Consider the following 12,831-nt stretch of genomic DNA (forward strand, 5'->3'; position numbering starts at 1 on the left):
AAGATTTCAGATGAGGTGAAAAGTCATTGCTCCTGTCCGCGTGAGCAGTCAAGGGATGCATAACCCTGTACTTACTTAGTTCTTCGGCACCGCTTCAGCAATCCACAAAGTTGGCAGAGATGCGGCCATGGCCGTAGCGCTCAATCGACGGACGGTTACTCTTCAGTGATGGCTGTGGGTAGTGGCGTTTCAATCTTCTGCATTTCGAGTCGCACGTCGATCCAGCTATTCAGCGGCGCGCCTCGGCACTGCCTTCATCACGGGACAACTTGGACACAGAATCCCAGTACTGCTGACGACCTATGCGAAAGAGCTTTCATCAACGATGGTCTGGTTGACTGCTGGAAAGCTTGAGCAAAGCCTTGATTGGTAAAAGCACGGTACAACCCTAACCAATCATCGGCTTACAGCCTTTATTTAAAGGCTCTCTATCGCTTTCTGATCCATACTCCTAAAATGTAACGCCATTTGTCACCAAACCCGTTCCCAAACGGTATTTCCTTACTTTTTAGCGAGTTCATCCGCGTGAAAATTCGTCTTTCCATTGTCAGCCTATTTTTTGCACTGACGGGCACCTTCGCAAACGCCGCCGAAACCACCTTGGCCCCGCGTGACGCCTCCAAACTGCAAATCGCCTCCGGCAGCGCCATGCTTGTGGATCTGCAGACCAACAAGGTCATCTATTCCAGCAACCCCGATGTGGTGGTCCCCATCGCTTCCGTCAGCAAGCTGATGACCGGCCTGATCGTGCTGGAAGCCAAGCAGGACATGGATGAATACATCGACATCAACATCACCGACACACCAGAGATGAAGGGCGTGTTCTCCCGGGTGAAGATCGGTAGCCAAATGCCGCGCAAGGAAATGCTGCTGATCGCGCTGATGTCCTCGGAAAACCGCGCCGCCGCGAGCCTGGCCCACCATTACCCGGGCGGTTACGCGGCGTTCATTGCCGCGATGAACGCCAAGGCCAAGGCGCTGGGCATGACTAGCACCCATTACGTGGAACCTACGGGCCTGTCGATCCATAACGTGTCGACCGCCCGCGACCTGAGCAAGCTGCTGGCCTATGCACGCAAGTTTCCGATGTTGAGCCAGCTGAGTACCACCAAGGAAAAAACCGTGGCGTTCCGCAAGCCCAACTACACACTGGGCTTCTCCAACACCGACCACCTGATCAACCGGGCCAACTGGGACATCAAGCTGACCAAGACCGGTTTTACCAACCAGGCCGGGCATTGCCTGGTGCTGGTGACCAGCATGGGTAACCGCCCGGTATCGCTGGTGATCCTGGATGCTTTCGGCAAATTCACCCACTTCGCCGATGCCAGCCGTATTCGCAGCTGGGTCGAAACCGGCAAGGGCGGCGCGGTGCCGGATGTGGCGTTGCGCTACAAGGCTGACAAGAACCTGAAGAACCGTGCGGGTGTGACAGAAGTCCGCCGTTAAAGAACACCGCAGAACCCATGTGGGAGGGGGCTTGCTCCCGATAGCAGTGTGTCATTCACAGTAGTCAGTGACTGATCCACCGCTATCGGGGGCAAGCCCCCTCCCACATTTCTATCTGTGTTCCGTCAGCACCTTGAGTGCTTGGGCCGCCGACTGCTCTTGCCCGGCCTGAGCGGTCGCATTCGCCGCCTCGCGCCAACGCTGCGCATCCACATTCGCCGGCAACTGGCTCGGACGCTGGGTAAGAATCGCCCAATTCCCTGCGCTCTTCCACGCCGACTCAAAGTCGCTGAAGCCCATCATCAATCGCCGCTCCCTGCCGGAACGCAACAGCACCGTGCTCTTCTGCTGGTTGAATCCCACCACCACGACATAGCGCGGGTCGGACCAGAAGCTTGAGTTGATCCGCGCCATCACCGGGTAACCCGCCGCCACCTGCGCCAGCACCGCGGTCAACTTGGCATCCAGTGGATACACCATCAGCCCGTACTCGCGCGCCAGCTTTTGCATGTTGCGCTCAAGGTCGGCCTCGGCGCCTGGCAAGTGCAGCGGCTTATCAAGTAGCCCCGGTGTCATGACAATGCCTTGTTGCGACAGCATGCTGGCCAGAGCCGTAGGACCGCTCTGATAAGCCTCGCTGCGAAAGGTCGGTACGCCGTTGAGTTCAACCCGCTCCGGCAAGCCGGGGAGTTTCGAAGGGTGGCTGGAACAGGCTACCAGCCCCAGGGCGCAGGCCAGCAGGATGGATGCTTTAAGGTTCGACCGTAAGCGCAATTTTTTACTCTCTTGATCAACTGCCGGTGAGGGCCCCGATCATAGGGCGCTCTTGGACGGGGGTATAGCCTTCAGTGTCGGTAAAACGCCGGCGATAGAGCAAACGAGTTGGACAGACACGACCATTGGTCAATAGCAGGCAACCCCGGGGTAGCTAGACTGTCCATTGGAAAGACTGTGTATAGACCCCGGATGGGGCGAAGGGAGGCCTGAATGAGCCTTGCAACGACGATTTTCATGCTGATCTGCGGTTGGCTGGCGGTGGCCGCCGCCATGTTGTGGGGGGTCATGCGCGTAACCCGCCGCCATCATCACCCCCACGTCAAGCCCACTGCGCCCGCCAAGCCGAGCAAGGCGACGGCGCATCACGCTTAGCCAGGCATGCACGCGAAGTCTTGCGTGGCGGCAACCTCTTTGCCATGCCCATCCTTGAGCGCTGCGCGCACCGTGGTCCCGAGGCTCGACTCCTCCAGAGTGTAATGCTCACCCGCCTTGAAATGCCTGTACTCGACCCGGCCCTGGCAGTCCTGCTGGTTATCGTCGCCGGGCTCTTCTTCAAACAGCGTCACGTCCAGGCGATGGTCCCCAGGGCTCACTTCAAAGTAGCGCCCGTCATCCACGCGCTGACCGTCGACGCGCTCGGCCAACAGGTCATTCGGTGCTTCTTCTTTCAAGCCGATCCAGGCTTCGCTCGGGTCGGCCTGGGGTATCGGGCCGGCACACGCCGACAACACCAAAGCGGCAGCCAGGGCGGGAATCAACAACAGGGTTTTCGGTGACATGGCAGGGCTCCAAAGCACATCAGTAAAAAAGCGTATCCGATGGCTGACAAGCTTGAAGAGCTGCTGTTTGTAGAACAAATGAATACACATGAAAGGATCTTCAGCCGTTACCTAAATCTTCCTTCACCTGGCTGAAAGGTGCGTGTTAGGTGGGTCGGGCAAGACTGCCGGGGTTTGCAATCCTGCTCTTTCGGAGATCCACGCATGCTCGGGCTGGTAAAGACCGCACTGCACAAGCCGTACACCTTCATCGTGTTGGCCATTTTCATCTGCATCATCGGGCCGATGGCGGCCCTGCGTACGCCCACGGATGTGTTCCCCGATATCGGCATCCCGGTGGTCGCCGTGGTCTGGCAGTACAACGGCCTGTCGCCGGACGCCATGGCCGGGCGGGTGATCTACACCTACGAACGCTCCTTGAGCACCACCGTCAACGACATCGAACACATCGAGTCCCAATCCCTGCCCGGCATGGGCATCGTCAAAATCTTCTTCCAACCCGGCGTGGATATCCGCACCGCCAACGCCCAGGTCACGGCGGTGTCACAGACCGTGCTCAAGCAGATGCCGCCGGGCATTACGCCGCCGCTGATCCTCAACTACAGCGCCTCCACCGTACCGATCCTGCAAATGGCGTTCTCCAGCCCGAGCTTGTCGGAAGCCAGGATCCGCGACCTGGTGCAGAACAATATCCGCCTGCCGCTGAGCGCCCTGCCCGGCCTGGCGATGCCCACGCCCATGGGCGGCAAGCAGCGCCAGATCACCCTCGACCTCGACCCCCAGGCCCTGGCCGCCAAAGGTTTGTCGGCCCAGGACGTCGGCAATGCCCTGGCGCTGCAGAACCAGATCATCCCGGTGGGCACCGCCAAGCTCGGCCGCAACGAATACACGATTCTGCTGAACAACAGCCCCAAGGCCATCGATGAGCTCAATGACTTGCCGATCAAGAATGTCGACGGCGCAATCATCACCATCGGCCAGGTCGCTCACGTGCGGGATGGCTCGCCACCGCAGACCAATATCGTGCGCGTCGACGGCCACCGCGCCGTGCTGATGCCGGCGTTGAAGAACGGCAGTATTTCCACTCTGTCGATCATCGACGGCATCCGCCAGATGCTGCCGCGCATCAACGAAACCCTGCCGCCGTCGCTGAAAACCTCACTGTTGGGCGATGCCTCGGTGTTCGTCAAGCAGTCGGTAGGCAGCGTGGCCCAGGAAGGCATCATCGCCGCCCTGCTGACCAGTGCGATGATCCTGCTATTTCTCGGCAGCTGGCGCTCGACGCTGATCATCGCCGCGTCGATTCCCCTGGCGGTGTTGTCGGCCATCGCGCTGTTGGCGGTCAGCGGGCAAACCCTCAATGTGATGACCCTGGGCGGCCTGGCCCTGGCGGTGGGCATTCTGGTGGACGACGCCACGGTGACCATTGAGAACATCAACTGGCACCTGGAACAAGGCAAGGCGGTGAAGACGGCGATCCTCGACGGTGCCGCGCAAATCGTCGGCCCGGCGTTCGTCTCGCTGCTGTGCATCTGCATCGTGTTTGTGCCGATGTTCTTGCTGCAAGGCATCGCCGGGTATCTGTTCCGGCCGATGGCGCTGGCGGTGATCTTTGCCATGGCCAGTTCATTCATTCTCTCGCGCACCCTGGTGCCGACATTGGCGATGTACCTGCTCAAGCCGCACACGCCGGAGCAAGGTGCAGGGCATCATCCGGAAGACGAATTCATCAATCACCATGAAGGTGATCAGCACAAGAAACCGCGCAATCGAGTGCTGCAAGCGGTGCTGAATTTCCAGCAGGGGTTCGAGCGGCATTTCTCGAACATCCGTGACACCTACCACGGCCTGCTGATACTCGCGCTGGGCGCGCGCAAACGCTTTATCGTCGGTTTTCTCGCCTGTGTGCTGGCCTCGTTCGTGTTGCTGCCGAGCCTGGGCCAGGATTTTTTCCCGGCGACCGATGCCGGTGCGCTGGCACTGCATGTGCGCCTGCCGCTGGGTACGCGCATCGAGGAAAGCGCCGCTGCGTTCGACCGAATCGAAGCGCGGATTCGCGAGGTGATCCCCGCCCAAGAGCTGGACACCATCGTCGACAACATCGGCATCCCCCTTAGCGGCATCGACATGGCCTACAGCAGCAGCGGCACCATCGGCCCGCAGGACGGCGATATTCAGGTCACCCTGAAAAAGCACCACGCACCCACCGCCGACTATGTCAAAAGACTGCGTGAAGCCCTGCCGCAAAGCTTCCCAGGCAGCCACTTTGCGTTTCTGCCGGCGGACATCAGCAGCCAGATCCTCAACTTCGGCGCGCCGGCACCGCTGGACGTCAAAATCTCCGGGCGCAGCGATGCCGAAAACCGCGCCTATGCCGTGGAGCTTGAACGCCGCCTGCAACACGTGCCCGGCATCGCCGACCTGCGTATCCAGCAATCCACCGGCTACCCTTCGCTGCAGGTGAATGTGGACCGCCTGCGCGCCAATGGCCTGGGCATCACCGAGAAAGACGTGACCAACAGCATGGTCGCCTCCCTCGCCGGCAGTTCCCAGGTGGCGCCGACGTTCTGGCTGAACCCGGCCAATGGCGTGTCCTACTCGATCGTCGCCGCAACGCCGCAATACCGCCTCGACAGCCTGCCTGCGCTGGAGGCGCTGCCGGTGACCGGTGCCGACGGCCAGTCGCAAATCCTCGGCGGCGTGGCGAGTATCTCGCGGGTACAAAGCCCGGCGGTGGTCACGCATTACAACATCGAACCTACCCTGGACCTGTACGCCAACGTGCAAGGCCGCGACCTCGGCAGCGTCGCCCGTGATGTGCAAAAAGTGCTGGATGACACCGCGTCCATGCGCCCCAAAGGCGCGACGATCAGCCTGCACGGGCAGATCGATGCGCTGCATGAGGCGTTCAGCGGGTTGAGCTTCGGCCTGCTCGGCGCGGTGGTGCTGATCTACTTGCTGATCGTGGTCAATTTCCAGTCCTGGGCCGACCCTTTCGTGATCATCACCGCGTTGCCTGCAGCACTGGCGGGGATCGTGTGGATGCTGTTCCTCAGCGGCACCTCGTTATCGGTGCCGGCCCTCACCGGCGCGATCCTGTGCATGGGCGTGGCCACCGCCAACTCGATCCTGGTGGTGAGCTTCTGCCGCGAACGCCTGGCCGAACACGGCGATGCCTTGAAAGCCGCCATGGAAGCCGGTTACACGCGCTTTCGCCCGGTGTGCATGACAGCCCTGGCGATGATCATCGGCATGCTGCCCCTGGCGCTCTCCGAGGAGCAGAACGCGCCGTTGGGCCGCGCCGTGATCGGCGGCTTGATCTTCGCCACCATCGCCACCTTGTTGTTTGTTCCCGTGGTTTTCAGCCTGGTCCACGGCCGTCACCCTACTCGCGCAACTGCTGGAGAAATGCCCCATGTCGTCTGATCACAAACCCTCGCGCAAGCGTCTGATGCTCCTGGGTGTCGGCGGCCTGACCCTGGCTGCCCTGCTGGTCGCCAACGGCTTGCACGCGCGTGCGCTGCATGAACAGTCGGTCAGCGCCTGGACGGAAACCGCGGCCATCCCGCAGGTGCTGGTGTTCCAGCCCAAACAGAATGCCGCGGGCGATACCCTGCGCTTGCCGGCGCACCTGGAGGCCTGGAGCAAAGCGCCGATCCATGCGCGGGTCAGCGGCTATCTGAAAGACTGGAAGGTCGACATCGGCAGCCAGGTCAAGGCCGGGCAGGTCCTCGCGCAAATCGACAGCCCGGACCTGGACCAACAACTGGCGCAAACCCACGCCCACCTGGTTCAGGAACAGGCGAATGCGCGCCTTGCCGCCACCACCGCAACTCGCTGGCAAAACCTGTTGGCCAGTCATTCGGTATCGCGCCAGGAAGCCGATGAAAAAACCTCGAACGCCGCCGCCGCCAAAGCCAATGCCCAGGCTGCCGCCGCCGACTATGCGCGGCTGTGTGCGCTGGAAAGCTACAAGACGATCCGTGCGCCATTCGCCGGCACCATCACCGCGCGCAATACCGATATCGGCCAACTGATCAAGGCCGATACCGACAGTGATCCGGAACTGTTCAGCATCGCCGACACCCACCAACTGCGCCTGTACGTGCCGGTGCCACAAAACTACGCGGCGGTGATCCGTCCTGGTCTGGAAGCCGAGCTGAGCGTGCCCGAGCATCCGGGCGAACACTTAAAGGCGCACCTGATCGGCGACTCCACCGCCATCGACCGACGCTCCGGCACCCTGCTCGCGCAGTTCGTCGCCGACAACCCGAACGGTGAGCTGTTGCCCGGCGACTATGCCGAAGCCACCCTGCCGATTCCGGCGGACACCCACGGCGTGAGCATCCCGGCCAGTGCGTTGATCTTCCGTGCCCAGGGCACCCAGGTCGCGGTGCTGGACCCGCACAACCATGTGCACCTGCAAGACATTCATATCGGCCTGGACCTGGGCGAACGCCTGGTGATCGACCAGGGCCTGAAACCCGCCGACCGCATCATCGACAACCCGCCCGACGCCCTGCGCGAAGGCGACCCGGTACAACTGGCCGACGCCACAGGGGGTGCCCATGCGCCCAAGGCTTAAACCTTTTGCGGCCTGCCTATTGCTGGCGTTGCAAGGCTGCTCCCTGGCGCCCAGCTACCAGGTGCCGTCGGTTGACCTGCCAGCGAATTATCGCGAACACACCAGCGATGGCCCGTGGCACAGCGCGCAGCCGTCCGATCAATTGATGCCGCAGTGGTGGAAACTGTACAACGATCCAACCCTCGATGAGCTGCAACAGCGACTGCTCAAGGCCAACCCGGACCTGGCCGCGGCGCTGGCGCATTTCGATGCGTCCCAGGCGTATGCCAGTCAATTGCATGCCGGGCTTTTCCCACAGATCAGCGCCAGCGCGCAGCCGTTGCGCCAGCGGCAATCGGATTCCAGACCGTTGCGCGGTAGTACGCAGCCGTCGGTGTACAACAGCGACACCGCAGGGTTTTCGTTGAGTTACGACCTGGACCTGTGGGGCAAAATCCGCAATCAGGTCGCGGCCGGCGACGCCCAGGCTCAAGCGTCCGGCGATGACCTGGCGGCAGCGCGGTTGAGCCTGCAACGCCAGTTGGCGACGCTGTATGTGCAGCTCAATGGGCTGGATGCGCAGAGCCGGATTCTCGCCCACTCGCTGGAGGATTTCAGCCAGGCGCTGCAACTCACCCGCAGCCGTTATGAGGGCCAGATCGCGTCGGAACTGGACCTGACCCGTGCGCAGAGTCAACTGGCCGAGGCCAAGGCGCAGCTGGATGACGTGCGCGGGCAGCGCAACCTGACCGAGCATGCCATCGGTGAACTGGTCGGCGTGGCGGCCAGCGATTTCTCCCTGCCGCCGAGCCCGCAATTGATTGCCTTGCCAGGCATTCCCTCACAGCTGCCGAGCCATCTGCTGCAACGTCGCCCGGATATCGCGGCGGCGGAACGGCGAGTGTTTGCGGCCAATGCCAACATTGGCGTGGCCAAAGCGGCCTGGTATCCGGACTTCAGCCTGACCGGATTGATCGGCGGCCAGACCCAGGGCGTGGGCAACCTGCTTGCGGCGGGTAATCGCTATTGGGCGCTGGGGCCGTTGATGAACCTGCCAATCTTTGATGGCGGGCGCTTGAGTGCCAACGAACGCCAGGCCAAGGCCGAGTTCGAAGAAGCGTCGGCGCAGTACCGCAGCCAGGTGCTGAAGGCCGTGCGCGAGGTCGAAGATAACCTGGCGCAACTGCGGGATTTGCAGCAGGAGGCGCAGGATGAACAAGCGGCGGCGGATGCGGCGCAGCACACACAAGTATTGGCGATGAACAGCTATCAGGCCGGAGCCGTGAGTTATCTGGACGTGGTCACCGCGCAAACGGCGGCGTTGCAGGCACAGAGGACGTTGCAGGCGGTGCAGACGCGGCAGTTGCAGGCGAGTGTGGGGTTGGTTACGGCGTTGGGGGGTGGCTGGAAACCGGGTGGCTGACATGGTGTTGCAGCGTCAGCTCCGGCCTCATCGGGGGCAAGCCCCCTCCCACATTGGTTTTGCGCCAGACACACAATGTATGAACACTGCCGGCCCCCTGTGGGAGGGGGCTTGCCCCCGATAGCGCCCTTCCAGACACATCCTGCCAAAAGCCTGCACGACACCTTCACCCCACCCCTTCTAGCCTCTCAGCATCCACTTAGCAGAGAGGCCAAGGAATGCCTGATCTACCCGCTTCACATCGACTGCGCATCGGTCGGTACAGCGAACCGAACCGCATCTACTTGATCACCACCAATACCCATGAACGCATTCGCCTGTTCGACGACTTTCACCTCGGCCGCCTGGTCGTCTGGCAGTTTCGGGTCGCCCAATACCAAGGGCTGGCGAACTCCCTGGCATGGGTGATCATGCCTGACCATTTCCACTGGATTATCGAGTTGAAAAAAGGCTCGCTGGCAAATCTGATGTGCCAGGTAAAATCCAAAAGTACACGAACCGTCAACGGCGCGACTGGCCGCAAGGGCCGGCTCTGGCAGGAAAGCTTCCACGACCGGGCACTGCGCAAAGAAGATGACCTTGTAAAAATAGCCAGGTATGTAGTGGCCAACCCATTGCGAGCGGGTCTGGTCGAGCGAATTGGCGACTACCCATTGTGGGATGCCATCTGGGTCTGAAGCACACCGTTCAAATGTGGGAGGGGGCTTGCTCCCGATGGCGGTGTATCAGCCAAAAACTTATCGACTGACCCACCGCCATCGGGAGCAAGCCCCCTCCCACATTTTTTTAACCGCATTTCAGGCCGCAAGCGTGCCGCTGGCAATGGCCGCCGAAGCAGCCAACATGGCGCGCAACAGCACCGCACACCCCGCTGCCAGATCATCCGGCGCGGCATTCTCGATTTCGTTATGGCTGATACCGCCTTCACACGGCACGAAGATCATTCCCGCCGGGCCCAGTTCGGCGAGGAAAATCGCGTCGTGCCCGGCCCCGCTGACGATGTCCATGTTCGACAAGCCCAAGCCATTCGCCGCATCGCGCACGGCGTCTACGCAGCCTTTGTCGAAGTACAGCGGCGGGAAGTCGGCGGTGGGTTCCAACTCGAAACTCAACCCATGTTTGGCGCAGGTCTCATCAATCACCGTGCGCACCTGGGCAATCATCGAATCCAGCCGCGCCGGCTCCAAGTGACGAAAATCCAGGGTCATGCGCACTTCACCGGGAATGACATTGCGCGAACCGGGATACGCCTGCAGGCAACCCACGGTCCCACAGGCGTGCGGCTGATGCCCCAGCGCTGCCGCATTCACCGCAGCCACCACCGCTGCCGCGCCGACCAAAGCGTCCTTGCGCAAGTGCATCGGCGTAGGCCCCGCGTGTGCTTCGACGCCGCGCAGTTTCAGGTCGAACCATTTCTGCCCGAGTGCGCCGAGCACCACGCCGATGGTCTTTTTCTCATCCTCCAGGATCGGCCCCTGTTCGATATGCGCTTCGAAGTACGCCCCAACTTTGTGCCCGCTGACCGGCCGCGTGCCGGCATAGCCGATCGCATTCAACGCATCGCCCACGCTGACGCCGTCTGCATCGACCTTGGCCAAGGTCTCGGCCAGGGTGGATTTTTCGGCAAACACCCCGGAGCCCATCATGCAGGGTGGAAAGCGCGAGCCTTCTTCGTTGGTCCACACCACCACCTCCAGCGGCGCCTCGGTTTCGAGCTTGAGGTCGTTGAGGGTACGCAGGACTTCCACTCCGGCCAGCACGCCGAAGCAACCGTCGAACTTGCCGCCCGTGGGCTGGGTGTCGATGTGGCTGCCGGTCATCACTGGCGGCAGGTCAGGATTGCGCCCGGGGCGCCGGGCGAAAATATTGCCGATGCCGTCGACGGTCACCGTGCACCCGGCCTGCTCGCACCATTGCACGAACAGGTCGCGGGCCTTGCGGTCGAGGTCGGTGAGGGCCAGCCGGCACACCCCACCTTTTGGGGTGGCGCCGAGTTTGGCCAGGTCCATCAGCGACTGCCACAAGCGGTCGCGGTTGATGTGCTGATGGGACGATTGCAGGACGTCGAGGGCAGCGTTCATGGGGATCTCCTCAGGCTTTAAGCTCTTATGAATTGACGCGATTCCAACAGTCAAAAAGTGGCCAAATGTGGGAGGGGGCTTGCCCCCGATAGCGGTGGTTCAGTTACAGGTGAGTTGATTGACACACTGCAATCGGGGGCAAGCCCCCTCCCACATTGACTGTGTTCACAAGGATGATTTGGCGGGCATCCGGGTGATTGCGCGCCGGGCATTCAGGCCGTAATACAACACCCCGCCCAATGCCGAACCGGTAAACCAGCCGTAGCTGTAGAACCAACTGAATGCATCGCTGCCCAGGGACAGCAAGGTCAGCACCACCGGCACGCCAAAGGCGACGAAGCCGCTCCAGTTCCACGCCGGGTACACGTCGTCGCGGTACAAACCGGCCAGGTCCAGCTGCTGTCTGCGGGTGATGAAGTAGTCCACCACCATGATCCCGGCGATCGGCCCCAACAGGCTGGAGTAGCCGAGCAGCCAGTTGGAATACACCGTCTCCAGGCTGACATCGGACACGATCAGCCCGAGTTTTTTCAGCAGCTCATGGGCCATCAACGCCAGCCCCACCACCCCGGTAAGAATCACCGCCGTGGTGCGGTTGATCAACTTGGGCGCGATGTTCTGGAAGTCGTTGGTCGGCGAGACAATGTTCGCCGCCGTGTTGGTGGACAAGGTGGCGATGATGATCAGCGCCATGGCGATCGCGACCCACACCGGGCTCTGGATATGGCCGATCAGGGTGACCGGGTCGGACACGCTGACCCCCACCAGTTTCACCGAGGCCGCCGTCATGATCACGCCAAGCGCAGCGAACAGGAACATGGTCAGCGGCAGGCCGAAAACCTGCCCGAGGATCTGGTCCTTCTGGCTTTTGGCATAGCGGCTGAAGTCCGGGATATTCAGCGACAAGGTGGCCCAGAACCCGACCATGGCAGTCAGGCCCGCCATGAAATAACCGGTGAGGCTCGCGCCTTCGGGGCGCTTGGGCGGAATCGCCATCAGCTCACTGAGGGACACATTCGGCATCGCCCACACCAGCAAACCAATGCCCACAGCGACCAGCAGCGGCGCCGAGAGGGTTTCCAGGCGCTTGATCGACTCGGCGCCGCGCAGCACCACCCACAAATTCAGGCACCAGAAAATCATGAAACCGATCACCTCACCGGTGCCGCCAAGGGATTTCCAGCCCTCGAAAATCGAGCCCAGGAACAAGTGAATCGCCAGGCCGCCAAACATCGTCTGGATGCCAAACCAGCCGCACGCCACCAGCGCACGAATCAGGCATGGCACGTTGGAGCCGAGAATGCCGAACGATGAGCGCAACAGCACCGGAAACGGGATGCCGTATTTCGTACCGGGAAATGCATTGAGCGTGAGGGGGATAAGCACCACGATGTTGGCCAGCAAAATCGCCATCAGCGCCTCGCCCACCGACAACCCGAAATACGCGGTGAGCACACCGCCCAACGTGTAGGTAGGCACACAAATCGACATGCCGACCCACAGCGCAGTGATGTGCCATTTGTTCCAGGTGCGTTCGTGCACCTTGGTCGGTGCCATGTCGTGGTTGTAGCGAGGGCTGTCGAGGACGTCGGGGCCGGCGTCGAGTTCGTACAGGCCGTTACGTTCGATGACTTGCGATCTGTTCTGTTGCATGGCCGCTCCACGGTTTTTTTAAAATTATTCTTGCTCACCTGCACGGTTAGGGCAGGTGGCCGGAGTACCTCGTCGACAACATGACATCTCGGGCCCGGCCAGCCG

Annotated in this window: 10 protein-coding genes; 6 read left to right on the forward strand and 4 right to left on the reverse strand. The window is 61.5% G+C overall.

Annotated features, from left to right (window positions below; translation table 11 throughout):
* Positions 1-525: 525 nt before the first annotated feature.
* Positions 526-1,449 (forward strand): D-alanyl-D-alanine endopeptidase, encoded by a 924-nt coding sequence (gene pbpG / locus C4J93_RS16615; protein WP_124363392.1) that lies wholly within the window; start codon positions 526-528, stop codon positions 1,447-1,449.
* Positions 1,450-1,560: 111 nt separating this feature from the next.
* Here the strand turns inward: pbpG and C4J93_RS16620 are convergent, their stop codons facing one another.
* Positions 1,561-2,223: a peptidase C39 family protein gene (locus C4J93_RS16620; protein WP_124429954.1), complete on the reverse strand. Its 663-nt coding sequence runs from the start codon at positions 2,221-2,223 to the stop codon at positions 1,561-1,563.
* A 213-nt stretch (positions 2,224-2,436) separates the two neighbouring features.
* On the opposite strand from C4J93_RS16620, the gene C4J93_RS27165 reads away from it, so the two are divergent.
* Entirely contained in the window at positions 2,437-2,598 is a 162-nt protein-coding gene (locus C4J93_RS27165) for a hypothetical protein (RefSeq protein ID WP_164485263.1), read from the forward strand.
* On the opposite strand, the gene C4J93_RS16625 is transcribed toward C4J93_RS27165, so the two are convergent.
* The gene (locus tag C4J93_RS16625; RefSeq protein ID WP_124429955.1) at positions 2,595-3,005 is read right to left on the reverse strand and encodes a hypothetical protein; all 411 of its coding nucleotides are present in this window, start codon (positions 3,003-3,005) and stop codon (positions 2,595-2,597) included. The genes C4J93_RS27165 and C4J93_RS16625 overlap by 4 nt on opposite strands.
* Before the next feature lie 204 nt (positions 3,006-3,209).
* On the opposite strand from C4J93_RS16625, the gene C4J93_RS16630 reads away from it, so the two are divergent.
* The 4 genes from C4J93_RS16630 to C4J93_RS16645 all read left to right on the forward strand — a co-directional run bounded on the left by C4J93_RS16630 (position 3,210) and on the right by C4J93_RS16645 (position 9,669).
* Complete coding sequence (locus tag C4J93_RS16630; protein ID WP_124429956.1) at positions 3,210-6,431, forward strand: efflux RND transporter permease subunit; 3,222 nt, start codon at positions 3,210-3,212, stop codon at positions 6,429-6,431.
* Positions 6,421-7,590: an efflux RND transporter periplasmic adaptor subunit gene (locus tag C4J93_RS16635; RefSeq protein WP_124429957.1), complete on the forward strand. Its 1,170-nt coding sequence runs from the start codon at positions 6,421-6,423 to the stop codon at positions 7,588-7,590. The genes C4J93_RS16630 and C4J93_RS16635 overlap by 11 nt, the downstream gene beginning before the upstream one ends.
* Positions 7,574-8,992 (forward strand): efflux transporter outer membrane subunit, encoded by a 1,419-nt coding sequence (locus C4J93_RS16640; RefSeq protein WP_124429958.1) that lies wholly within the window; start codon positions 7,574-7,576, stop codon positions 8,990-8,992. The genes C4J93_RS16635 and C4J93_RS16640 overlap by 17 nt, the downstream gene beginning before the upstream one ends.
* Before the next feature lie 218 nt (positions 8,993-9,210).
* Positions 9,211-9,669, forward strand: a complete 459-nt coding sequence (locus tag C4J93_RS16645; protein ID WP_124429959.1) for a transposase — start codon at positions 9,211-9,213, stop codon at positions 9,667-9,669.
* Positions 9,670-9,789: 120 nt separating this feature from the next.
* On the opposite strand, the gene C4J93_RS16650 is transcribed toward C4J93_RS16645, so the two are convergent.
* Positions 9,790-11,073, reverse strand: a complete 1,284-nt coding sequence (locus C4J93_RS16650; protein WP_124429960.1) for a Zn-dependent hydrolase — start codon at positions 11,071-11,073, stop codon at positions 9,790-9,792.
* Between the two features lie 165 nt (positions 11,074-11,238).
* A complete protein-coding gene (locus tag C4J93_RS16655) occupies positions 11,239-12,726 on the reverse strand; it encodes an NCS1 family nucleobase:cation symporter-1 (protein WP_124429961.1) in 1,488 nt (495 codons plus the stop codon).
* Positions 12,727-12,831: the final 105 nt, after the last annotated feature.

The sequence above is a fragment of the Pseudomonas sp. R2-37-08W genome (assembly GCF_003851705.1).
GTDB lineage: Bacteria > Pseudomonadota > Gammaproteobacteria > Pseudomonadales > Pseudomonadaceae > Aquipseudomonas.